Origin of the sequence: Methyloceanibacter sp. (assembly GCF_050726195.1) — a bacterium.
GTDB lineage: Bacteria > Pseudomonadota > Alphaproteobacteria > Rhizobiales > Methyloligellaceae > Methyloceanibacter.
Genome location: NZ_JBOHJC010000019.1, coordinates 48,598 through 68,303, shown reverse-complemented (window position 1 = coordinate 68,303; position 19,706 = coordinate 48,598). Strand labels below are relative to the sequence as shown.

The following is a 19,706-nucleotide window of genomic DNA, read 5'->3' as shown; positions in this document are numbered from 1 at the left end:
ACCAATGCTTGTGGCAGCCTGACCTGGTCAGATGCTGACCACGGAAAGAAGCGTGACCCACGCGGCGACGAAGCCAACGAGGCGGTAAAAGGAGCTTGACTCCCATGCCCGATTAAAGAAGCGGACAATAGGTGCGACAAGCGGTGAACCCATCGCTATGTTTGCCGCATGGCGTGGCAACACATTCGTATCGCTCGGTTCGGCGGCCCCGAGGTTCTAGAACTGGCGGAACAGCCGACAATTCCCGACCCCGACTCTAGCGAGGTCCGCATCAAGGTGCTCGCTGCCGGCACCGGCTTCACCGATACCTTCATCCGGCGCGGCCGCTACCTAGACTTCAAGGGGCCACTGCCGTTCACCCCGGGTTACGACCTTGTTGGCATCGTCGAGGAGACCGGACCCGGCGTGCCTGCCCAGCTCGCCGGACAGTTGGTTGCTGATCTCTGTGTCGTCGGTGGATACGCACAGTATGCCATCCGCCCCGCGCGCTTTCTCGTGCCGGTCCCCGATGGCGTCGATCCAGCCGAGGCCGTGTGCATCCCGCTGGCCTATCTCACCGCCTACCAAATGCTCACCCGCTACCGTCGCCTACCGCGCGGAGCAATTATCCTCGTAATTGGCGCCTCTGGCACGGTCGGCACGGCGCTGCTCGATCTGGCGCGCCATCTCGGCCTAAAGGCAATCGGCACCTGCTCGGCCACCAACGTGGCTATAGTCGAGCGCTTCGGCGCAACGGCGATCGACTATCGCGCTGGCGACTTCGTCGCGGCTGTGCGCGGGCTCACCGCAGGCCGCAAGGAAGGAGTTGGCGTCGATGCAGCCTTCGATGCGATTGGCGGCGCGCATTTCGCGCGGTCTTTCGCTTGCCTCGCGCCCGGCGGCCTACTCGTCGGCTACGGTGCCCAGACAATGGCGGTTGGCGGCGCAGGCTTGGCGTCAGCGGCACTCGGTTTGGCGCGGCTCAAGCTGTGGGACGTGCTGAGCGGCCTGTTCGGCGGCCGTCACGCCGTGTTCTATAGCATCACCACACGCCGAACGGCGCACCCGGAGGATTTCAAGGCCGACATGGTCACACTGTTCGACTTGCTCCGCGACCGCGCCATCCATCCCGTCGTGATCGACCGTCTCCCTCTCTCGGCCGCGCGCGACGTCCACGCCCGCATCGATCTCGGCGGCCTCGGCGGCAAGATCGTGCTTCTGCCCTGGCCCGAGGCCTGATTTCAGCATGATCGCCTTTGAGATTTTCCTCTCCAAGTGCCGACGTCTGAAATTGGCACATAGCGGACTTTATGAGCGGGCGGGGCGCTACCCGCTCGCCAGGCGCCGCTGGTCGTCGGAGAGGTCGGGGACGTCCTCCGGCGGCGCCTTCAGCGCTGGCTCGAGCGCCGCATCGACGGCGTCGTCGACGGTCTGCATCCACACGAAGTTGACTTCGCTCCGCGCGGCCTCCGGCACGTCCTCGTAGTCCTTCTTGTTGCGCTCGGGCAGCATCACCGTGGCGATGCCGGCGCGCACCGCCGCCAGCACCTTGTTCTTCACCCCGCCGATGGGCAGCACCAGCCCGCGGAGCGAGATCTCGCCGGTCATGGCGACGTCGTTCTTGACCGTGCGACCGGTCAACAGCGACACCAGCGCGATGAACATGGCGACGCCGGCGGAGGGCCCGTCCTTGGGGATGGCGCCGGCCGGCACGTGCAGATGGATGTCGGACTTCTCGAACAGGGCGGGATCGATGCCGAGCGCGCCCGCGCGCGCCTTGACCAGGCTTAGCGCGGCCTGCGCGCTCTCCTTCATCACGTCGCCGAGCTGGCCGGTGAGGATCAATTTGCCTCCGCCAGGCACCCGCGCGCATTCGACGAACAGGATGTCGCCGCCGGTCGGCGTCCAGGCCAGGCCGGTGGCGACGCCGGGCACGGAGGTGCGCATGGCGACCTCGCCCTCGAAGCGCCGCGCGCCGAGGATGGCGTGCAAATCCTTCTCCTCCACGCGCATCTTCGCCTCGTCGCCTTCGGCGATGCGCATGGCGACTCGGTGGCAGATGGCGCCGATCTCGCGCTCGAGATTGCGCACGCCCGCCTCGCGCGTATAGTCGCGGATCACGGCGCGGATCGCGCCCTCGGTGATGTCGCACTGCTCGGGGCTGAGGCCTGATGCTTCGAGCTGGCGCTTCAGCAGATAGCGCTTGGCGATCTCGACCTTCTCCTCCTCGGTATAGCCGGGGAGCTCGATCACCTCCATGCGGTCGCGCAACGGGCCGGGGATCTGGTCGAGCACATTCGCCGTGCCGATGAACATCACCTTCGACAGGTCGAAGGGGATGCCGAGATAATTGTCGCGGAAGGTCGAGTTTTGCTCGGGGTCGAGCACTTCCAGCAGCGCCGCGGACGGGTCGCCGTGGAAGCTCGCGCCGAGCTTGTCCATCTCGTCGAGCATGAACACGGGGTTCCGCGTCTCGGCCTTGCGCAGCGCCTGGAGGATGTTGCCAGGGAGCGCGCCGATATAAGTGCGCCGGTGGCCCCTGATCTCCGCCTCGTCGTGCACGCCGCCAAGGCTGATGCGGCCGAATTTGCGGCCCGTGGCGCGGGCGATGGACTGGCCGAGCGAGGTCTTGCCGACGCCGGGCGGGCCGACGAAGCACAGGATCGGGCTCTTGCCCTCCGGGTTCAGCTTGCGCACGGCGAGATATTCGAGAATGCGCTGCTTGACCTTGGGCAGGCCGTAATGGTCCTCGTCGAGGATGCGGCGCGCTTCGGCGATGTCGATGCGCTCGTCTGAGAGCTTCGACCAGGGCAGCTCGATCAGCCAGTCGAGATAGGTGCGGATCATGCCGTGCTCGGCGCTGGCCTCCGGCATGCGCTCGAGCCGCTTCAGCTCCTTCTTGGCCTGCTTCTCGCCCTCCTCGGACATGCCGGCCTGGTCGATCGCCTCGCGCAATTCGGCGATCTCGGCCTGGCCCTCGTCGCCTTCGCCGAGTTCCTTCTGAATCTGGCGGAGCTGTTCCCGCAAAATGTGCTCGCGCTGGCGGCCGGCGAGCGATTCTTGCGTCTGCTCGCCGATCTGCTTCGACAGGCGCAGCACCTCGATCTGCTTGGCGAGCTCGCGGAGCAGCTTGTCGATGCGCTCCGAGACGTCGAAGGTCTCGAGCAGGTCCTGCTTCTCGGCCGGGCTCATGTCGGAGACGTTGGCGATGAAATCGGCGAGCGCCGAGGGCGAATTGAGCTGCTCGACGGCGCCGGCGATCTCGGGCGGCGCGTTGGGAAGCAGCGAGATCGCCTCCCGCGCGCGCTCGCGGAGCTGGTGCACCCTGGCGGCAAGCTCGGTGGAATAGACCTCCGCCTCGCCGATCTCCTCCACCCTTGCGACGAGGTAGGGATAACCGGAGATGAACTCGAGCACCTTGAAGCGCCGCGTGCCGCGCACCACGGTGTGGTGGCTGCCGTCCGGCGCCGTCACGTAGCGCAGGATCTCGGCCACGGTGCCGACCCTGTGCAGATGCTTCGGGCCGGGCTGATCGGCGGACGGATCGCTCTGGAGGATGACGCCGATCGGCTTGTCGGCTTGCGCCGCGGCTTGCGCGCCGGCGATGGACTGCGGCCGCCCCAGAGTGAGCGGCGCGACGATGCCGGGAAACAGCACGGCGTTGCGGGTCGGCAGCAGAATGAGCGCGCCTTCGGGCAGCGCCGCTTGCGCGACCGCGTTCGGCGACGCGGCTTGCTCCGGCGACGCCGTTATCGGCGCGTTAGCAGCGTCCGTCTTCAATTGTTCTTGCTCGTTCATGGTCTGGACTTTTGTCTTAAGGTTAGCCGTCTTTTGAGAATGTAAGCACGAGGCAACCATGCTTCACCTCGCGCGACGCGGGCTTGAGCCGGCTCGACAGAGCGATGCGCCGCTCGAAGCGGCCGTAAGGAATCTCCAGCCGCAAAATCTGCGCCTTGCGGCCGGTGGTCGGCAGCGGCCGCAAGCCGGTGATGATCAGCGTGCCGTCCTCGATCTCGGCGCGCACCGCCTCTGGCGCCACGCCGGGCAACGCGGCGATGATGACAAGCTCGCCGTCCGTCTCGAACACGTCGACCGGCGGCTCCCAGCGGGCGCCTTCGCGCGACGGCTCGAAGAACTGGCGATGCAGCTGCTCGGCCTGCTTCAGCATGGCGCAGGCCTCGGCGAACATGTGGTTTTTCGGGTCACGCATCGCGCCTCGCGCCTCCGGCCCAAGCCGCTTGGGCCGGGCCCCCTATCTGGGCTTTTGTCCCCGCCCATGCAAGGGCAGGCGGCCAGCCTCAAGGAATGTGGGTGAGGGGCGGCCTGGTCGGGTTGTTCGGCGTATTGGGCGGCGGCGGCGGAGGCGGGGGCGGCGGCCTGTGGTCCACCACCGGCTTCTTGTCCACCACGTCCGGCACCTTGACGATCCTCGGCACCGGGTCGGGCACGCGGGTGAGCTTCGGCACGAAGGCGCCGTCGTAATAGAGCTCGCGGATGAACGGCTGGTCGGGATATTTGCCGGCGGGCTGGATGCCGTAATAGAACGGCCACGCCCCGCCCTTCACCTTATACACCTTGCCGCCGACCTGGATGGTTTTGCCGGACACCGCGGCGAGGATGATCTCGGTGTCGGCTTGGGTCGTGGCGCGCATCACCGGCTTACCGGGCCCGCCGATATAGAACAGATTGCCGGCGTGCCGCAGCGTGTAGCGCTTGCCGCCGCGGGCGAGCGACAGATCCCGGCCGAACACGAAGGCGAACACCGCCTGGTTGCCGCTCTGCACGAGGCCCTGGAAGATGCCGCCGCGCACGGTCAGGGTGCCGGCCGGCGTCTTCACCGTGACGCCGCGCTCGCCCTTGGACAGCTTGCCGCCGACGAAGCGGAGCGCGCCCTTGCCGAAGCTCGCGGCGAGCTCGCCGGTGCCGGTATTGGGGTTGTAGACGAACTTGTCGATGACGAGGCTCGATTTCGGGCCGACGGTGAAGGTCGAGCCGTCGAGCAGGAGCACCTGCACCACGCCGGTGTCTGAGGTGTCGATGCGCTCGTTGTAGACCACCGCCTTGCCGATCTTGAGGGTGCGCGTGTCGCCGCCGGGCGGCTGGCTGGTGGCTTGCGGGGTGACGGCGGCGGCGACGCCGACCCGGTCGGCCGCGTGGGCCTCGCCTGCACTCAACGCGACGAGAAGGAGAGCGGCGAAAGCCGGTGTTGCGATGACTGATCTTTGCATGAGACCCCCGTCCGCTCGACCAGATGGGTATATGGGGTCCGGGCAGGGGGCCGACAACCCCCCGGGAGCGGGCTTAAGCAGTTGGAGTTGCAGGAAGATTCAGAAAGGCGATGCCTACGGCCCGATGTCGGAATGCCGGCCGTGCACCTTGATCGGAGCAAACGCCGAGAGCAGATGAGCTTAGTTTGGACCTGGCCCAGGAATACCAGAGCCGATGAAAATGCCGCCAGCCTTGTAGTCGGTGGCCTTGAGATTGAAGTTACCACCCACGCCCTGCGCCACGCTTTGGGGTCCCTTGAAGAAGGAGCCGACGGCGCCACCGGTCAGGTTGGTCAGACTACGTCCCTGAAACTGGGTTAGCGAGCCCGCAAACTTGTTGATGTCGCGGCTGGGCTGCGTCAGTCCGCCTGGCTCGGTCCGAAACCCTCTGCCATCGAAATTGGTGATTGAGAGATCGCCGGCGCGCTGCGCGAAGTTCCAATTCATGGTCAGATCGCCGGCCGCAATATAAGTCTTCCAGTTGTCGCTGTTCAGTTTGCTGGCGACATCGCCGATCACGTGGCCGTTGTAGGTCGCGGAGGCGTTCTTGTCCCAAAGATCATTTAGTTCGGCCACGGAAGTCGGCGTACCGGCCACCCACCAGCCGAGATGGATGTTGTCGATGTAGTGGGGGCCAGTGTCACCATTGTTAAAGGCGACACGCGAGCCCCACGCGCCCCATTTCATGAACTCGCAGCCTTCGCAGAACGGCTGGCCGATCCCGTTTACCGGCTCGCCGAAGACGCTCGGGAAGTACTTCGTCACGTTGAGCTGCTCGCCACTGACGAAGTAAGAGGTCGCGGCGGCATTCTGATAGAGGACCTCATTGTTCTTATTGAGTTGATGAATGACCGACGTGCCGTCGGCGCTCTCGATCGCGGCGTAGTGCTGATCGTCGATATAGGCCGAACGGTTTTGCGGGTCCTGCGGGTCGTCGCCGAAAGCGAAATTGTAACCGTCGGTTGCATTGTCGGTATTGTGGACGTCATAGACCGTGATGCCGGCCTGGAGCGTGTTGGTGACGGGATCGAACGACAGGCTGAAATCGTCGAGCGATTCGCTCGCGACAACATTGGTGAAGCCGCCGGTCGGCACCTCGGATTCCACCATGCCCGCCGCATAGCCTTGGAACGTGCCGCCTTGCTGCGTGCCCGGCTGGACCGAACCGAGACCGACGCCGACATGGTAGGTCGAGCCCGATTGATTTTCGACCGAAGAGGACTCGGGATCGAGCGGAATGTCGCGGCCAATATTCTGGCTGCCGGTCGAATCGAAGCCAATCACGACGTTGGGGTCTTCTGTGCCGAGGAAATGGTCGCCGTCGGCGCTGGCGAGCGAGGCGATGTCGCCGGTGAAGGCATAGGTTTCGCGGCCCCGCTGAGGTATGTAGTAATCGTTGCTGTTGACGATGCATTCGCCGTCGCAGCCGTAGCCCCCGTCATATTGCGGGTACAGGTCCACTTGGGCACCGCCGCGCCGCGCGCCGACCAATCCACCACTCTCTATTCCGCCAAGCGCGATGTTGACGAACGACTGCTGATCGTAGCCGCCCTCGCCGGACGTGTCGCCGATATAGAAGCTGGTCTGAAGCCAGACGTCGCGGCTTTCGGGATTGGAGTCCTTTGTCAGCAGCATCAGCGGCGAAACGGAGGTTTGCCCGGGAATGAATCCTTGAGCGGGCATCGACTCGGCCGACGAGAAGGGCGCGGGGCTCATGGTCCGCACGTCGGGAGTCAATGCGAACAGGTAGAGCTTGCCGCTAGGCGTGCCGAAATTGTGCGCCGTACCGCCGAAGGCGAGGATTCTGTCGCTTGGATCTTCGATGACCTGTGCTGGCTCTTCGCCTTCAAAGTCGAAGTGGCCGGCGATGACGTTGTAGGCGAAGAAGCCCTTCTTGCCGACGAACTGGCCGATATAGTTGGTCGTCTCGCCGTCTTGGGTAATGGTGGCGTCGGTAACGACGCAAACGCCGTTGGCGCATTGCGTCCCCGGGAAACTGGCCGGGAAGTTCACGCTGGCGGGTGAACTGCCAACGACGACGGGTTCACCGTCGCCGGGGAAGCTGTCCGTTTGCCCGGTCACTGTGCCGACGAGGCGTCCATCAACGATGCTGAAGGTCCAGGTGAAGTCGTCAACTGTGGCATTGGGGTCGCCCCCGACAACGCCCTGATCGCCGCCATTGCCTGTGGTGTATTCGTCGTCGGTGTCGCGGAATGCCGTGAACGTGCCCGGCGCCGTCAACACCCGCGTCTCGACCAGAATGGGTGGGGGCGGCGGATTTCCGGTGTCATCAGGCGGCGGCGGATTGCCTGTGTTGTCAGGCGGGGGCGGATTGTTGCCGGTGTTGCCGGGCGGCGGGTTGTCGTCGCCCGTATTCGTCGGCTCGTTGGGCGCGACCTCGTTGGTCTCTTCCTTTTGGAGCGTGCTGTCGATCTGCGTCGCGGTCGCGTCGGAGATCAGGTCTTGGAGGCTGATGGTGTCGACCATCGATAGTTGATTGTTATTGCCACTGGGCTGATTGCCCTGGCCGCCAACAAAGACGGTGCCGCCGCCGGAGAAGGCCTTGGCGAAGAACTGCACGTCGTCTTGCGTGGTCGGGCGGACGACCGGCGTACCGCTGCTCAGGTCAAGCGTGTAACCCTGCTGGAAGACGTCCTTCCGCACACCGTTGTTGCCGCTGAAGCTCAGCGACACTCCATACAGGAAGGAGGCCTTGATCTTGGTGCCGTTGACGCTTGCCTGGAACATACCGCCACGGATAGCGAGCGCGCCGGCCGGCGTCTTGACGCTGACGCCGCCTTCGTTCTTGGAGATCTTGCCGCCGACGAAGCGCATGGCGCCCTTGGAGAAGGTGGCGACCACTTGGCCGGTCTTCTTGTTCGGGTCGTAGACGAATTTGTCGATCGTGAGATCGGAGTTGGGGCCGACGGTGAAGGTCGAGCCGTCGACCAGCAGCACCTGGACGAGCCCGCTATTCGTCGTGTTGATGCGCTCGTTGTAGAAGATCGACTTGCCGATATTGAGCTGCTTGTCGGGCGTGCCCGACAAGGACGAGAAGGCGTCGGGGTTGACGGCGGCGGCGACGCCGACCTTATCGGCCTGCGCGGGGCTCATCGCGAGACCAAGGCCGAGGCAAAGGCAAAGCGATAGCAGCGCGGCGCGGCAAACTCCCTCTCCCCTGTGGGGAGAGGGTTGGGGTGAGGGGGCTTTAGCGGTTCGAGGAAGACTCATGATCCCCCTCACCCGGTCGCGCAAAGCGCGGCCGATCTCTCCCCAACGGGGAGAGGTAAAGAGCAGCATGCCCCCAAGCGCGTAAGATGAGCGTGGCCCCGTCATCCCTCAGAACCTCTTCTGTACCCCGAGAAGAGTGAGCAAATCGTCGAACTCTCTTATATCATAGTTAGAACGTTGGTCGCGATATTCAACCTGTGGCACCAAAGCCCAGGTTTCCCCGATCGGCAGCACCAGCGCCGTCCGGCCCCACCACTGATCGTCGACCTCGGCCTCGACCGGGTTGATGGTCGGGTCGGGATCGTCGTAGTTCCGCCGGATGATTCCGCCGCCAACCTGCCAGGTCCAGGGATATTTGCCCTGCCATAGCGGGTTGTCGAAGGTCCAGGCGAAGCCGCCGGAGAAGGCCCACTCCCAGTCGGTGTAGAAGCCCACGTCCGCCTGTTCGCGCTGGGCGTAGCCCTGCACGGTGCCGACGAAGCCGGGCGTGAAGTAATAGGAGTAGGTCGCGCCGAAGCGGGTCTGGAAGCCGTCGCGCAAGGTGTTGGTGGGCAGGTCCGGCGTGTTGTTGAATTGCCGGTCGCGGGTCTCGACCCGCGCGTCGAGCACGCTGCGCTCGGCGGAGAAGCTGAGCAGGCGAATGCCAGCGCCCGGCGCGCCGAAATAATAATCGTAGCCGAGATAGGCGAGGTCGCCGATGCCGTAGACATAGAGCCGCGTCTTATCCCAGCCGATGCGCTTTAGGTTGAACGACGGGCCGAGGGTGAGCTCGAAGAAATCGAGATCGATGTCGCGCAAATCGTCGTCGAAATAAGCGGTCGAATAAGCGAGGAAGTCGAGCTCGACGCGGTCGCCCTGGTTCTTCAAGTCCCACTGATAGTGCAAGGTGCCGATATTGAGCGCGCTCCAGCCGGAGCGGCCGACCGACTGCTCGTCGATGGTGAAGTCGATGCCGTTCAACGTCACGCTTTGCGTGCCGGGGCCTGAGTTGGCGTTGCTCTCCCAACGGATGGCGCTGAAGATGGTGGCGGAGAACGGCGGCGGATCGGCCGAGAGCGCCACCTGATCCATATAGAGGCGCACTTGCCGCGCGACGTCGGGCGGCACACTCGGATTGGCGTAGACCTGCTGGAAGTAGCTCTGCGCCACTTCGGTGGCGCCGAGGCGATAATAGAGAATGCCGAGCTCGAGCTGGAGGCGCGGCGTGTTCGGCGCGTAGATGAGCATGCGCTCAAGGGTCGAGATGGCGGCCTCGTAGTCGCCGGCCTCGGAGGACAACTTGGCGTATTCGAAAGCGAGATCGAGATCGTTGGGGCGCGCGAGCATCTCGCGCAACAGAGCCTCGCGGCGGGCCTCGCTATCGGCGGCGAACGCAGGCGCGGCCTCGCCCATGACGAGACCGGCCATCGCAAGCGCGATCGCCCACTTCGCCCATGCCCTCATGATCAGACCGCTCGGCCTTTCTCGAGCGCGCCTCGCGGGTCGATTCCCGCCAACGCCCGCCCATCCGCGAAAAACGTTAGCCAGTTAACCTATCCGCGGCAAGTGGGCCGACGCGTTTTGTTAGGTTTTTCAATGTGTCTGTGGCCCCGCGGGCACGCAATTGCCATGCTATGGTTAACGATAGGGGGAGGCCGATTTGGACCAGGCTAAGGTGTTGGAATTCATGGGCCGGAAGGAGGCCTATGAGGGCCCGCCCGCAACCGTAGAGCGCATCGACACCCACGCCTCTATCGTCTTTCTGGCCGGGCCGTTCGCCTACAAGGTGAAGCGGGCGGTGACATACGCGTTTCTCGACTTTTCCACCCTGGAGAAGCGGTTGGCGGCCTGCCGCAACGAGCTCCGCATCAACCGGCGGACGGCGCCTCAGCTTTATCTCGAGGTGGCGCCCATAACCATCGGTGGTGATGGCCGTTTTCGGCTGCGCGGGGAGGGGGAGGCGGTCGAGTATGTGCTGGTGATGCGCCGATTCGACCAGGCCGGGCTCTACGACCGCATGGCGGAGGAGGGGCGTCTCGGACTGGCGCTCATGGCGCCGCTGGCGCGGGCCGTCGCCGCCTTCCACCAGAGCGCCGACCGGGTGCTGACCCAGGATCAGGCGGTGCTGCCGCTCGCGCGAATCATCGCCGAGCACGAGGACATGCTTGCGGCGAACGCCGATCTGTTTCCGCCGGCTGCGGCCGAGGACGTGATGCGGCGCACGCGCGGTGCATTCGAGAGACTCGTCGCGTTGTTGCGCGAGCGGGCGCGCGACGGATCGTTGCGCCACTGTCATGGCGATCTTCATCTGCGCAACATCGTCGAGATCGACGGCGCGCCAGTTCTGTTCGACGCGATCGAGTTCGACGATCGCCTCGCCACCATCGACGTGCTCTACGATCTTGCGTTCCTGCTGATGGATCTCGGCAAGCGCGGACTTCGCGCTCACGCCAATCTCGTGCTCAATGCCTATCTCGATGCGGACGGCAGGAGCGACACCTTGGTCGGGCTCGCGACCTTGCCGCTCTTCCTGTCGATGCGGGCGATGATCCGCGCCAAGGTCGAGCTGCTGCGGGCGGAAAGAGTGGCGGACGAGGCGGCGCGCCACAATGAGCAAATTGAGCGCCACGATGGGCGCCTTGAGCGCCACGATGGGCGCCTGGCGCGCCATAATGCCCGCCAATATTTCACCCTCGCGGGGGCGTTTTTGGCGCCGCCGGGGCCGCGTCTCGTCGCCATCGGCGGGCTGTCTGGGAGCGGGAAATCCGTTGTGTCGCAGATGCTTGCGCCGGAGCTCGGGGCCTTTCCCGGGGCGGTGATCGTGCGCAGCGACGTGATCCGCAAGCGCCTCTACGGAATGGCCCCGGAGGACCGCCTCCCGGCCTCCGCCTACACGCAGCAAGTCTCTGATGTGGTTTACAGAATTTGCCGAAAGCGCGCCGCGCTGGCGCTCCGCGCCGGCCATGCCGTGATCCTCGATGCGGTCCACGCCAAGCCGCAAGAGCGCGCCGCCGCCGCCGCCCTCGCCGCCGAATTTGGCATCGCGTTCAATGGCTTATGGCTCGACGCGCCGGCCGATGTGTTGGGCGCACGCGTGGCGAAACGCGCCGGCGACGTGTCGGATGCCACGCCCGAAGTCGTAAAAACCCAGCTTTCCTATGAACTTGGCGAAATGACCTTCGATCGCATCGACGCAAATCTTCCGCCCGACCAAGTCGCCGCGCTCTGCCTTGAAAGATTGGCGGCTAAGCCCTAACCGCCTCTGCATTCATCCTTTTCTAACGCGCCATGGCCGACAGTAGTCCTCGCGCCTGCGGAGGGACCCCGCTTAAGTTCCGCGTTCGAGGTCCCTCCCGGGCGCAGCGTTTTTGTAAGCCCTTGCGGGGGTCGGGTTGTTGCGTGGGGTGGGCAAACGCGCGCGCGCAAGGGATGCGGGCGGGCTTCGAGGGTGCATTGGCGCGTGCGCTTCGTTGCGCCTCGCCCTCATCCTCATCCTGGTTGCGAACTTGGTATCGGGACTCGTCGCTTGTGGCCGTAGCGGGCCCAAACTCGGCGAGCGGGTCATCCCCCTCGGCCAGCCCGTGCCCAAGGGCGGCGGCCGTTATCACGTGGGCGAGCCGTACCAAATCAGCGGTGTCTGGTACCGGCCGAAGGAAGAGCAGAACTATAATCGCGTGGGCCAAGCCTCGTGGTATGGCGAGCTGTTCCACGGCCGCTATACCGCCAACGGCGAAATCTACGATATGGACCGGCTGTCCGCCGCACACCCCACCTTGCCGCTGCCGATCTACGCCCAGGTCACCAATCTCAGCAATGGCCGCACCATCATCGTTCGCGTCAATGACCGCGGGCCGTTCGCCAACGACCGGATCATCGACCTGTCGCGCCGTTCGGCCGAGGTGCTCGGCTTCCGGCGGAACGGCACGGCGGTGGTGCGGGTGAAATATCTCGGGCGCGCGCCCTTGAGCGGCGACGACAGCTACGAGCGGCGATATCTCGCGAGCCGAGGTTTGCAGCAGTATGCGTGGAAGACGAAATCGAGTTCGGGCACGCAAGATCCGATCGTTACGGCGAGCATCCCGGGCGGGACTGCGTCTGCGCCAGTGGCTCCACCACCCCCGGTTCGGCGTGACTTTGCTGCCGTCTCGGCCGCACCGCCGCCGAAGTCGGACTCCATCGGCGGGGAGACGCCGCTACTGGCTTCGCCGGAGTCCACCGGGGCGATCGCGCCGCTGGCGGCGAAACCGCAAACGGCGCCTCCGCCCGGCGGTCCGGTGATCCAGGCGGGATCGTTCAAGGTCAAGGACAATGCGGACCGGGCGCGGACCGCGCTTGAGCCGGTCGCGCCGGTCGACGTTACGGAGATCGAGGTTGGCGGTGAGGTGTTCTACCGCGTTAGGGTAGGGCCCTTCTCCACAAGGGCGGAGGCGGCTTTGGCACTTCCACGGGTGACCGGCGCCGGCTATCGCGGCGCGAAAATCGTGATGCAAAACTGAGCCTTGATCCGGTCGCGGTTGATTTTTGAACGCCGCCGTCCGATAGTGGATGAGGCATGCCGCCGGCCTATCGGCGGCGTTTGAACCCAGCTCTATCGATCAGACCGCTCGTGTACGCGCCGCGTAGATTAATCAACATCGCCGTGGTCGGCGCCGCCCTCGCACTCGGCGGCGGCGCCGCGGCTTTCGCGCAGACGGCGCAAAAGGCGGCAGGCGGATACGAGACCAAGGCCCCGCGCGCTATCCTCATGGATTCCGGCGCGGACCTCGTGCTCTACGAGAAGGATGCCGACACGCAATTTATACCGGCGAGCATGAGCAAGCTCATGACGCTTGCCCTCGTGTTTCGCGAATTGAAGGCCGGGCGCATCAAGCTCGAAGACGGGTTCAATGTCAGCGAGTATGCATGGCGAACCGGAGGCGCGCCGTCGAAGACGTCGGCCATGTTCGCGCCGCTGAACACCGCGGTTCCTGTCGACGAATTGATCCAGGGCGTTACGGTCCAGTCCGGCAACGACGCTTGCATCATCCTGGCCGAGGGCATCGCCGGCAGCGAAGAAGCCTTCGTCAAAATGATGAATGACCATGCAAAGGAGATCGGGCTGACCCAGTCACACTTTGCGAACTCGAACGGATTGCCGGCGGAAGGGCATGTGATGTCGGCGCGTGATCTCGCGATCCTGGCCAAGCACCTCATCGATACCTATCCCGAGTACTACCACTATTTCGGCCAGAAGGAGTTCAAGTACCGGGAGAAGTTCACCTTCCGCAACCGGAACCCGCTGGTGTGGGCGGATATCGGTGTCGACGGCTTGAAGACCGGACACCTAAAGGAATCAGGATACGGGCTGGTGGCGAGCGGCAAGCGCGGCGACCAGCGGCTGATTGTGGTGGTCGCCGGCCTCGAGACGGCAAACGACCGTGAATCCGAAGCGCGCAAGATGCTGGAATGGGGATTCAAGAGCTTCAAGCCGTTCCGGCTGTTCAACGAAGGCGTTAAGGTGAGCGACGCGCTGGTTTGGGGTGGCACGCAGCATTATGTGCCGCTGGTCGGCAACGGCAATATCGACCTCTTGCTTCCCGCTTCGGCGACCGGCGCCGTGTCCGCTTCCATCATCTATGATGGGCCGATCAAGGCACCCATCCGCAAAGGCGACCAGATCGCAACCTTGCGGGTCAATGCGGCGGAGTCCTCCGCGACGAACGAAATTCCGCTCTACGCCGGGGAGGACATCGGGCAAAGCAACTTTGCCATGCGCGGTATCGATTCGCTGCTTGTCCTCGCCTTTGGCTGGCTGCTCTAGCGAAGACCATGCAACGCGGCGTCGAGCTTGGCAGGTTCATCACCTTCGAAGGCGGCGAGGGCTCCGGCAAGTCGACCCAGGCCGGCATCCTTGCCAACCGGCTGGCGCGGGCGGGCAGGCCGGTCTTCGCGACGCGGGAGCCGGGCGGTTCTCCCGCCGCGGAGGAGATCCGCGAGGCGCTGCTATCGGGCAAGGTCTGGCAGTTCGGGCCATTCGCCGAGGCGGTCATGTTCTCCGTGGCGCGGGCAGATCACATCGACTACGCAATTCGGGAAGCTCTCCAGCAGGGCAAATGGGTGGTGTGCGACCGGTTCATCGATTCCACGCGCGCCTATCAGGGCGCGACGGCGGGCGTGCCGCGCAGCCTCATCAGTGCGCTCGAGCGGATCACGGTCGGCGCGCTTTCTCCAGACATCACCTTCATCCTCGACATTCCGGCCCAAGAGGGACTTGCGCGCGCGCATGAACGGGCCGAGGGCACCACGCCGGACCGGTTTGAGGGTCAGGAGCTGATGCTGCACGAGCGCGTGCGCCGCGCCTTCCTCGACATCGCCGAGGAGGAACCCGAGCGCTGCATCGTCGTCGACGCGAGTCAGCCCGAAGCCATGGTGGCCGAGGACGTGTGGGAGGCGGTCCTTCAGCGTCTGAACCCATGAGTGTGGCCGCCGAGCGTGCGCGCGCGTCACTCGTCGAGCCGGACCGGCTCGACGGGTTTTCTTCGCCCCGCGAAGTCGACCGCGTGTTCGGCCATGGCGAGGCGATCGCCGAGTTCGCCGCCGCCTTGGTAAGCGGCCGCATGCACCACGCCTGGCTCCTGGTCGGCCCGGAGGGAGTGGGCAAGGCGACGCTTGCCTATGCATTCGCGCGGCGCATGCTGGCCCAATCGGGCGAGAGTGACATCCCGGTGGACCATCCCGTGTTCCGCAAAGTGGCGGGGCTCGCGCACCCAAATCTCCTCCTCATCAGGCGATCCTGGATCGAGAAGACGAAGCGCTATTCGCAATGGATCGGCGTGGACGAGGTGCGGCGCCTGCGCGCGTTTCTCGGACATTCGGCGGGCGAGAGCGGCTGGCGCGTGGTGATCGTCGACCGCGCCGACGAGCTCAACCAGAACGCGGCCAACGCGCTGCTCAAGGCGCTGGAGGAGCCCCCGCCGCAGACGCTGTTCCTTCTGATTTCGAGCGCCGAGGGGCGGCTGCCCGTCACCATCCGCTCGCGGACGCGCACGCTGCGCGTATCGGGCCTCGGCGAAGAGGATCTGGAACGCGCGGCGCGCGCGGCCTTGGAGCGCGACGGTCAAAAGGCCGACGCCAAGGCGCTGAAGCTTGCGCTCGCGCTCAGCCAGGGGAGTGTGCGGCGGGCGCTCGAGCTCGTCACGAGCGACGGCATCGCGCTTTATGAGGACATCGTGGCGACGTTCTCAGGCCTGCCTGATCTCGACGGCGCGCGCCTGCACAAACAGGTGGAGCGCCTGTCGGGCGCAGGCGACACGGAGCGGCTTGAACTTTATCTGTCGCTGATGATCGGCCTGATCGAGCGGCTGATCCGCCACGGCGCGACGGGAGAAGGCGCCGCCGGCGAGACGGAGCGGGAGCTCGCCAAGCAACTGGTGTCAAAGGACAATCTCGCCCGGTGGGCGGAAGCTTGGGAGACCATTTCGGCGGAAAAGGCCGAGGCGTTCGCCCTCAACCTCGACCGCAGCCTGCTCGTGCTCGACGCCTGGTTCCGCCTCCAGCGGCTTGCGCGTGAGCATCCCGTTTATGGCACGCCTCGGTGAGCCTTGCCGGGGCGCGCGCGCGAGGCTATGTCAAGCGCCATGGCTGACAAGCGGCCCTACTACATCACCACGGCCATCTCCTATCCGAACGACGCGCCCCACATTGGCCATGCCTATGAGGCGGTCGCCACGGACGCGCTGGCGCGTTTCCGGCGCCTGCAAGGCATGGACGTGTTCTTTCTCACCGGCACCGACGAACACGGCATCAAGATGCTGCAAACGGCGCGGGCGCAAGGCATCACCGCCGCCGAGCTTGCCGACCGCAACACGCCGAAGTTTCGCGACATGGTGCGCGTGCTCAACTGCTCCAATGACGACTTCATCACCACGCGCGAGGCGCGGCACTCGCGCGCGAGCCAGGAGCTATGGCGGCGCATGCAGGCGGCGGGCGACATCTATCTCGACAAATATGCGGGCTGGTATTCGGTGCGCGACGAGGCCTATTACGACGAAAGCGAGCTGAAGGAAGGCGCCGACGGCAAGAAGCTGTCGCCGCAAGGGACCCCGGTCGAGTGGGTCGAGGAAGAGAGCTATTTTTTCCGCCTGTCGGCGTTCCAGGATCGGCTGCTCGCGCACTACGAGGAGCACCCGGATTTCATCGGACCCGAGACGCGCGCCAACGAGGTGAAGAGCTTTGTGCGTCGCGGGCTTCAGGACCTGTCCATCTCGCGCACGACGTTCGACTGGGGCATTCCCGTGCCGGGCGACCCGAAGCACATCATGTATGTGTGGGTGGATGCGCTGACGAACTACATTACCGGCGTCGGCTTTCCCGACGAGGACTCCGAGAGCTTCAGGCGCTATTGGCCGGCCGACGTGCACATCATCGGCAAGGACATCATCCGCTTCCATGCCGTGTACTGGCCGGCGTTCCTCATGTCGGCCGGTGTGGCGCTGCCAAAGCAGGTGTTCGGCCATGGCTTCCTCTACAATCGCGGGGAGAAGATGTCGAAATCGGTCGGCAACGTGGTCGATCCGTTCGTGCTGGCGAAGGATTACGGCGTCGATCAGATCCGATATTTTCTGCTCCGCGAGGTGCCGTTCGGCCAGGACGGCAATTACAGCCGCGAGGGCATCGTGCAACGCATCAACGCCGACCTCGCCAACGATCTCGGGAATCTCGCGCAGCGGTCGCTGTCGATGATCGCCAAGAATTGCGGGGGCAAGGTGCCTAAGCCCGGGGCATTGACTGCGGCCGACAAGGCGATCCTGGCGGCGGTCGATGGGATTCTGCCCAAGGTCGAGGAGGCCATCGACGCCTTCGCTATCCACCGGGCTCTCGAAATGATCTGGGCAGTAATCGCCGACGCCAATCGCTATTTCGCGGGCGAGGAGCCTTGGGCGCACAAGAAGACGAATCCTCAGCGCATGGAGACCATCCTCTATGTGACGGCGGAGGTCGTGCGCCAGATTGCCATCCTGGTGCAGCCGGTGATGCCCGAAAGCGCGTCGAAGTTGCTCGATCAGCTCGGCGTGCCGGAGGATCTGCGCGACTTCGATAGCCTCGGGATGGAGGGGCGGCTCGAGCCCGGTGCGGACTTGCCACCACCCGCGCCTGTGTTCCCACGGCATGTTGAAGAAGGCAACGAAGCCGCTGCGTCGTGAGGCTAGCGGCAGAGCTGCTTGATGCGCGCCTCATCGACGCCCTCGATAAGGACGCCGCCGATGATGGTCCGCGGCACCGCCGTGTCGCCGAAACGCTTGACCATGTCGGATTGGACCCGCGCGGTGGTGGCGTCGCGAATGGTGTATTTGATGTTGTGGCGTGCCAGGATCGCCCTGACCTGACGGCAATAGGGGCACCAAGAGGCGTCGTACAGGACAACGCGCTTGCTGCACGCGGCCGTGGCGGGGACTGCCGAGCCAACGACCAGTGCCAGTGTGACGGCCGCGGTCATGAGACACGCGCGTCGCGCAGTCGGGCTGCGTCTTGGCATTGGCAAATCCCTAACCCTATTCAGCGCGCCGGCCCTATTGTTTCCTCGACCCATATGCTGCACATAGGGGGACAGCCGAGCCGGTCACCTCAACCTAGCAGCTTGAAGCGTTTAGGAGATTTCATCTTTCCGTGATGTTGATCGATAGTCACTGCCATCTCGATTTTCCCGAGCTCAAGAGCGATCTCGCCGGCGTTCTGACACGCGCGCGCGATGCAGGGGTCGGCCTGGTCGTAACCATCTCGACGCGAGTCGGGCGGTTCAATGACCTGAAGGAGATCGTCGAGGCCAACGACAACGTCTATTGCTCGATCGGGACGCACCCGCACAACGTGGCCGAGGAGCCGGACATCACCGTCGAGGAACTGGTCGAGATTGCGCGCCACCCGAAAGTCGTGGCCATTGGCGAGGCTGGGCTCGACTATCACTACGATCACAGCCCGCGCGACATCCAGAAGAAGAGCTTCAGGACACATATCGCGGCGGCGCGGGAGACCAGCCTGCCGCTCGTCATTCATGCGCGCGAGGCGGATGACGACATCGCCCGCATCCTCGAGCAGGAGACGAAGAAGGGTGCGTTCCCTTTCGTGCTGCATTGCTTCACGAGCGAAGCCGAGCTTGCCCATCGCGGGCTTGCGCTCGGCGGCTATATCTCGTTCTCTGGCGTCGTCACCTTCAAGAAATCGGAGGCGTTGCGCGATATCGCGCTCGCCGTGCCCTATGACCGGCTCCTGGTCGAGACCGACGCGCCGTATCTCGCGCCCGAGCCATACCGCGGCAAGACCAACGAGCCGGCTTTCGTGGTTCATACCGCGAAGCGCTTGGCCGCCTTGCGGGGGATGAGCGAGGCCGAGATGGCGCGCGTCACCACGGACAATTTCTTCCGGCTGTTCAAGAAGGTGCCGCGTGCGGCGCGGAAAGCGCAGTCAAGCGCCGCATGAGCCTGAAAGCCACCATTCTCGGCTGCGGCACGTCGGGGGGCGTGCCACGCATCGGCAATGAATGGGGCGCCTGCGACCCAAGTAATCCGCGGAACCGGCGGCGGCGCTGCGCGCTCCTCGTAGAGCGCGATGGCGCGGACGGCGCGACGCGCGTGCTGGTGGACACGCCGCCCGACTTGCGCGAGCAGTTGATCGACGCGCGGGTCGGGCTCCTCGACGGCGTGCTCTATACGCACGAGCATGCCGATCACTGCCACGGCATCGATGACTTGCGTATCGTCGCTTATAACGGGCGGCGCCGGGTCGACGTCTATTTCGATCAAGTGACCGGCAAGCTCATGCGCGAGCGCTTCGCCTATTGCTTCGAGACGCCGCCCGGCAGCGAATACCCGGCCGTGCTGAGCGGCCATGAGATCCGCGCCGGCGAGACGGTGCATATCGGCGGCCCGGGCGGTGCCATCGAGGCGCTGCCGTTCCGCCAGCGCCACGGCACCGGCGAGACCTTGGGCTTCCGCTTCGGCGGCATCGCCTATTCGCCGGACGTGAGCGATATCCCCGAGGAATCGATCCCGATGCTTGAGGGCCTCGATGTGTGGATCGTCGATGCGCTCCGCTACACGGGCCATCCGAGCCATTTCTCCGTGGAGCAGGCGCTTGCCTGGATCGCGCGGCTCAAGCCGAAGCGCGCCGTGCTCACGCATATGCATGTGGACCTTGATTACGCGACCCTGGCGGCGCAACTGCCGGAGGGCGTCGAACCGGCCTATGACGGCATGGTGCTGACGACGGGGTAAC

The 19,706-nt window shown here is 64.9% G+C and carries 15 protein-coding genes; 9 read left to right on the top strand and 6 right to left on the bottom strand.

Going from position 1 to position 19,706, the window contains the following annotated elements; translation table 11 throughout:
* Nucleotides 1–168 precede the first annotated feature (168 nt).
* A complete protein-coding gene (locus ACRECX_RS13215) occupies nt 169–1,218 on the top strand; it encodes a zinc-binding dehydrogenase (protein ID WP_431559306.1) in 1,050 nt (349 codons plus the stop codon).
* 87 nt (nt 1,219–1,305) lie between these two features.
* Here the strand turns inward: ACRECX_RS13215 and lon are convergent, their stop codons facing one another.
* From lon to ACRECX_RS13190, 5 genes are all read right to left on the bottom strand, one after another.
* Nucleotides 1,306–3,777, bottom strand: a complete 2,472-nt coding sequence (lon, locus tag ACRECX_RS13210) for an endopeptidase La (RefSeq protein WP_431559305.1) — start codon at nt 3,775–3,777, stop codon at nt 1,306–1,308.
* Between the two features lie 22 nt (nt 3,778–3,799).
* Nucleotides 3,800–4,189, bottom strand: a complete 390-nt coding sequence (locus tag ACRECX_RS13205; RefSeq protein WP_431559304.1) for an Hsp20/alpha crystallin family protein — start codon at nt 4,187–4,189, stop codon at nt 3,800–3,802.
* Between the two features lie 88 nt (nt 4,190–4,277).
* Nucleotides 4,278–5,207 (bottom strand): FecR family protein, encoded by a 930-nt coding sequence (locus ACRECX_RS13200; RefSeq protein WP_431559303.1) that lies wholly within the window; start codon nt 5,205–5,207, stop codon nt 4,278–4,280.
* A 180-nt stretch (nt 5,208–5,387) separates the two neighbouring features.
* Entirely contained in the window at nt 5,388–8,360 is a 2,973-nt protein-coding gene (locus ACRECX_RS13195; protein ID WP_431559302.1) for a FecR domain-containing protein, read from the bottom strand.
* A gap of 225 nt (nt 8,361–8,585) precedes the next feature.
* Complete coding sequence (locus ACRECX_RS13190) at nt 8,586–9,920, bottom strand: tetratricopeptide repeat protein (RefSeq protein WP_431559301.1); 1,335 nt, start codon at nt 9,918–9,920, stop codon at nt 8,586–8,588.
* Between the two features lie 223 nt (nt 9,921–10,143).
* On the opposite strand from ACRECX_RS13190, the gene ACRECX_RS13185 reads away from it, so the two are divergent.
* The 6 genes from ACRECX_RS13185 to metG all read left to right on the top strand — a co-directional run bounded on the left by ACRECX_RS13185 (nt 10,144) and on the right by metG (nt 17,638).
* Nucleotides 10,144–11,712, top strand: coding sequence for an AAA family ATPase (locus ACRECX_RS13185; RefSeq protein WP_431559300.1), 1,569 nt, complete (start codon nt 10,144–10,146; stop codon nt 11,710–11,712).
* Nucleotides 11,713–11,926: 214 nt separating this feature from the next.
* Nucleotides 11,927–12,952 carry a septal ring lytic transglycosylase RlpA family protein gene (locus ACRECX_RS13180; RefSeq protein ID WP_431559299.1) on the top strand — a complete coding sequence of 342 codons (1,026 nt, stop codon included), beginning with the start codon at nt 11,927–11,929 and terminating at the stop codon, nt 12,950–12,952.
* 56 nt (nt 12,953–13,008) lie between these two features.
* Nucleotides 13,009–14,256, top strand: a complete 1,248-nt coding sequence (locus ACRECX_RS13175; RefSeq protein ID WP_431559298.1) for a D-alanyl-D-alanine carboxypeptidase family protein — start codon at nt 13,009–13,011, stop codon at nt 14,254–14,256.
* Between the two features lie 8 nt (nt 14,257–14,264).
* On the top strand, nt 14,265–14,912 hold the full coding sequence (gene tmk, locus ACRECX_RS13170) for a dTMP kinase (RefSeq protein ID WP_431559297.1): 648 nt from the start codon (nt 14,265–14,267) through the stop codon (nt 14,910–14,912).
* Entirely contained in the window at nt 14,909–16,033 is a 1,125-nt protein-coding gene (locus ACRECX_RS13165; protein WP_431559296.1) for a DNA polymerase III subunit delta', read from the top strand. The genes tmk and ACRECX_RS13165 overlap by 4 nt, the downstream gene beginning before the upstream one ends.
* 39 nt (nt 16,034–16,072) lie before the next feature.
* Nucleotides 16,073–17,638 (top strand): methionine--tRNA ligase, encoded by a 1,566-nt coding sequence (gene metG / locus ACRECX_RS13160; protein WP_431559295.1) that lies wholly within the window; start codon nt 16,073–16,075, stop codon nt 17,636–17,638.
* A gap of 2 nt (nt 17,639–17,640) precedes the next feature.
* On the opposite strand, the gene ACRECX_RS13155 is transcribed toward metG, so the two are convergent.
* The gene (locus ACRECX_RS13155; RefSeq protein WP_431559294.1) at nt 17,641–17,970 is read right to left on the bottom strand and encodes a glutaredoxin family protein; all 330 of its coding nucleotides are present in this window, start codon (nt 17,968–17,970) and stop codon (nt 17,641–17,643) included.
* Between the two features lie 134 nt (nt 17,971–18,104).
* Here ACRECX_RS13155 and ACRECX_RS13150 point away from each other — a divergent pair, with 134 nt between their 5' ends.
* Both ACRECX_RS13150 and ACRECX_RS13145 read left to right on the top strand, forming a co-directional pair.
* Nucleotides 18,105–18,911, top strand: a complete 807-nt coding sequence (locus tag ACRECX_RS13150; RefSeq protein WP_431559293.1) for a TatD family hydrolase — start codon at nt 18,105–18,107, stop codon at nt 18,909–18,911.
* On the top strand, nt 18,908–19,705 hold the full coding sequence (locus ACRECX_RS13145) for an MBL fold metallo-hydrolase (RefSeq protein ID WP_431559292.1): 798 nt from the start codon (nt 18,908–18,910) through the stop codon (nt 19,703–19,705). The genes ACRECX_RS13150 and ACRECX_RS13145 overlap by 4 nt, the downstream gene beginning before the upstream one ends.
* The last annotated feature ends 1 nt before the right edge of the window (nt 19,706 follow it).

Coding starts and splice junctions, on each gene's coding strand:
- ACRECX_RS13215 (WP_431559306.1), top strand. CDS start 169: ATGGCGTGGCAACACATTCGTATCGCTCGGTTCGGCGGCCCCGAGGTT.
- lon (WP_431559305.1), bottom strand. CDS start 3,777: ATGAACGAGCAAGAACAATTGAAGACGGACGCTGCTAACGCGCCGATA.
- ACRECX_RS13205 (WP_431559304.1), bottom strand. CDS start 4,189: ATGCGTGACCCGAAAAACCACATGTTCGCCGAGGCCTGCGCCATGCTG.
- ACRECX_RS13200 (WP_431559303.1), bottom strand. CDS start 5,207: ATGCAAAGATCAGTCATCGCAACACCGGCTTTCGCCGCTCTCCTTCTC.
- ACRECX_RS13195 (WP_431559302.1), bottom strand. CDS start 8,360: ATGAGCCCCGCGCAGGCCGATAAGGTCGGCGTCGCCGCCGCCGTCAAC.
- ACRECX_RS13190 (WP_431559301.1), bottom strand. CDS start 9,920: ATGAGGGCATGGGCGAAGTGGGCGATCGCGCTTGCGATGGCCGGTCTC.
- ACRECX_RS13185 (WP_431559300.1), top strand. CDS start 10,144: ATGGGCCGGAAGGAGGCCTATGAGGGCCCGCCCGCAACCGTAGAGCGC.
- ACRECX_RS13175 (WP_431559298.1), top strand. CDS start 13,009: ATGCCGCCGGCCTATCGGCGGCGTTTGAACCCAGCTCTATCGATCAGA.
- tmk (WP_431559297.1), top strand. CDS start 14,265: ATGCAACGCGGCGTCGAGCTTGGCAGGTTCATCACCTTCGAAGGCGGC.
- ACRECX_RS13165 (WP_431559296.1), top strand. CDS start 14,909: ATGAGTGTGGCCGCCGAGCGTGCGCGCGCGTCACTCGTCGAGCCGGAC.
- metG (WP_431559295.1), top strand. CDS start 16,073: ATGGCTGACAAGCGGCCCTACTACATCACCACGGCCATCTCCTATCCG.
- ACRECX_RS13155 (WP_431559294.1), bottom strand. CDS start 17,970: ATGCCAAGACGCAGCCCGACTGCGCGACGCGCGTGTCTCATGACCGCG.
- ACRECX_RS13150 (WP_431559293.1), top strand. CDS start 18,105: ATGTTGATCGATAGTCACTGCCATCTCGATTTTCCCGAGCTCAAGAGC.
- ACRECX_RS13145 (WP_431559292.1), top strand. CDS start 18,908: ATGAGCCTGAAAGCCACCATTCTCGGCTGCGGCACGTCGGGGGGCGTG.